Here is a 2,315-nt window from a genome sequence, read left to right as displayed (position 1 = left end):
AAGTCAATTGAATATGCTGCCATCTTTAAATACTATTCTTTACATTTATTACAGTTTATGAGCTTTGTGGCTGGTTTGATATCAAACTGCTGTAACTACTTTTGGTATAGCAAACTACGAGAAATTATTGGTTAATATTATGAAAGCAATTATCTTAGCATCCCCTGGCGACCCAACTGCCCTTCAGCTTCAAGAGATTGCCAAACCTTTGCCGCGATCGGGATGGGTACTAATCAAGGTCAAAGCGTTTGGGCTAAATCGTTCTGAGATGTTCACTCATCAGGGACACTCTCCCAATGTTCAACTTCCCCGAGTTTTGGGAATTGAGTGCGTCGGTATTGTCGAAGCTGCTCCTGACACCCCATTTCAGCCCGGTCAGAAGGTGGCTGCGATTATGGGCGGTATGGGACGGGCATTTGATGGCAGCTATGCCGAATACACCCTTGTTCCGCAAACCTGTATCTTTTTGATCGAGAGTAACCTCGACTGGTCAGTGCTAGGAGCCATTCCAGAAATGTTCCAGACGGCTTACGGTTCCCTCGTATCCGGTTTAAATGTTCAGGCAGGGCAGACCCTATTAATTCGAGGAGGTACCTCGTCGGTTGGGATGACTGCAACCAGCCTTGCTAAACAGATGGGACTAACCGTTATTACCACCACTCGAAATCCTTTAAAATCAGAAGCACTGAGGGCAAACGGAGTCGATCAGGTGGTAATTGATGATGGTGCGATCGCTACCACTATCCGTCAGCGTTTTCCCAACGGGGTCGATCGCGTTTTGGAATTGGTCGGAACAACCACTGTACTTGATTCACTGCAATGCGTTACCCCTAGCGGTATCATCTGCATGACCGGAATTTTAGGCAATGCTTGGGCATTAAACAACTTTTCACCAATGGATGATATTCCTCACACAGTAAGATTGACAGTTTATACCGGTGGTTCTGAAGATTTATCGGTTGAATATCTGCAAAAATTTATCGCAGGGGTAGAAGCTGGTCAAACACATGTTAATATAGACCGTGTTTTTAGATTAAATGAGATTGTCGAAGCCCATCATTACATGGAATCTAATCGAGCCACAGGGAAATTAGTAGTTTTGGTAAATGAGGGCACTGGTTCCATCATGGACTTACAGACACCTGCATTGAACTGAATTACAGACACCTGCATTGAACTGAATTACAGACACCTGCATTGAACTGAATTAATGATGAGCGGGTCGATTCGGAGCAGCATACTGATAGTATTAACCTAGCTTCGGGATAAGACATTTAATTGGGGTATCGATTCAGGAATTTATTTAACGATTCTGTCTGAAAATGAGGTCATCCTATGCTCGAAAACCTTGCTGAGACTCAGTACACAGTTCATGACCTAATTCGTGGGCGCTGGAGTCCTCGTGCTTTTTCAAATCGGACTGTAGAACGAGATAAACTGTTGAGCCTGCTGGAAGCTGCTCGTTGGGCAGCATCCTCCTACAACGAGCAGCCGTGGAGCTTGATCGTTGCAACCCAAGATCAACCTTCTGAGTATGCTCGTCTGCTCAGTTGTCTCCTCGAATTTAATCAATCTTGGGCGCAGAGTGCTCCTGTACTGATGCTATCTGTTGCCAAGCTACACTTTGATCGCAACGGCAAAGAAAACCGTCATGCTTTCCATGATGTGGGCGCAGCCGCCAGCAATCTTGCAACTCAAGCAATAGCACTGGATCTATTCGTTCATCAGATGGCAGGGTTTGATGCCCAAAAAGCGCGTAGGCGTAGCCCGTCGTAGACATCGCAGTTCAGCATTCCAGACGGCTACGAACCTGTAGCAATGATCGCAATCGGGTATCTAGGCGATCCCCAGACTTTACCAGAAGCATTGCAAGCCCAGGAACTTACCCCTAGAACCCGCAAGGCACTGACTGAGTTTGTTTTTACTGGAGCCTGGGATCAGGCATCCGATCTAGTCATTGACTGAGTTTTACAAAGCCTACTAATACAAAGAGATACAGAAGATGGTTACTACTGCCGTACACACTATTCACGATCGCAATCTTCGAGGACATATTCAAAATGGCTGGCTAGATAGCTACCATACGTTTTCATTTGGTGACTTTAGAGATCCCAATCGGATGGGATTTCGAGCGCTGCGAGTCATTAACGACGATCGAGTCATTCCAAGTGCGGGGGGATTTGGGATGCACGGACATCGGGACATGGAAATTCTCACTTATATTAGAACTCTTGCAAAAGTTTTTTATGATATAATAAAAAGTTTGCTTTCTTTGTGATTAGGACTTGAATTAGCAGTGAAATTTTGGAGAGCCA

Annotated in this window: 3 protein-coding genes and 1 pseudogene; all 4 read left to right on the top strand. The window is 45.3% G+C overall.

Translation table 11 applies throughout. The features are described 5' to 3' along the window. Nucleotides 1-139: 139 nt before the first annotated feature. A complete protein-coding gene (locus V7K49_RS00150) occupies nt 140-1,156 on the top strand; it encodes a zinc-binding alcohol dehydrogenase family protein (RefSeq protein WP_335204040.1) in 1,017 nt (338 codons plus the stop codon). A gap of 179 nt (nt 1,157-1,335) precedes the next feature. Next, nucleotides 1,336-1,776 (top strand): nitroreductase family protein, encoded by a 441-nt coding sequence (locus V7K49_RS00145; protein WP_335204039.1) that lies wholly within the window; start codon nt 1,336-1,338, stop codon nt 1,774-1,776. Between the two features lie 42 nt (nt 1,777-1,818). Beyond that, the gene (locus tag V7K49_RS00140; RefSeq protein ID WP_335204038.1) at nt 1,819-1,965 is read left to right on the top strand and encodes a hypothetical protein; all 147 of its coding nucleotides are present in this window, start codon (nt 1,819-1,821) and stop codon (nt 1,963-1,965) included. 37 nt (nt 1,966-2,002) lie between these two features. Continuing rightward, nucleotides 2,003-2,224 (top strand): annotated as a pseudogene (locus V7K49_RS00135) (pirin family protein); the annotation flags it as partial. Between the last annotated feature and the right edge of the window lie 91 nt (nt 2,225-2,315).

Origin of the sequence: Nostoc sp., assembly GCF_036919675.1 — a bacterium.
GTDB lineage: Bacteria > Cyanobacteriota > Cyanobacteriia > Cyanobacteriales > Nostocaceae > Nostoc.
This window is presented reverse-complemented; position numbering and strand designations above follow the sequence as displayed.

Bases quoted from the DNA above. Each gene is read 5' to 3' on its own strand.
- V7K49_RS00150 (WP_335204040.1), top strand. From the start codon at position 140: ATGAAAGCAATTATCTTAGCATCCCCTGGCGACCCAACTGCCCTTCAG.
- V7K49_RS00145 (WP_335204039.1), top strand. From the start codon at position 1,336: ATGCTCGAAAACCTTGCTGAGACTCAGTACACAGTTCATGACCTAATT.
- V7K49_RS00140 (WP_335204038.1), top strand. From the start codon at position 1,819: ATGATCGCAATCGGGTATCTAGGCGATCCCCAGACTTTACCAGAAGCA.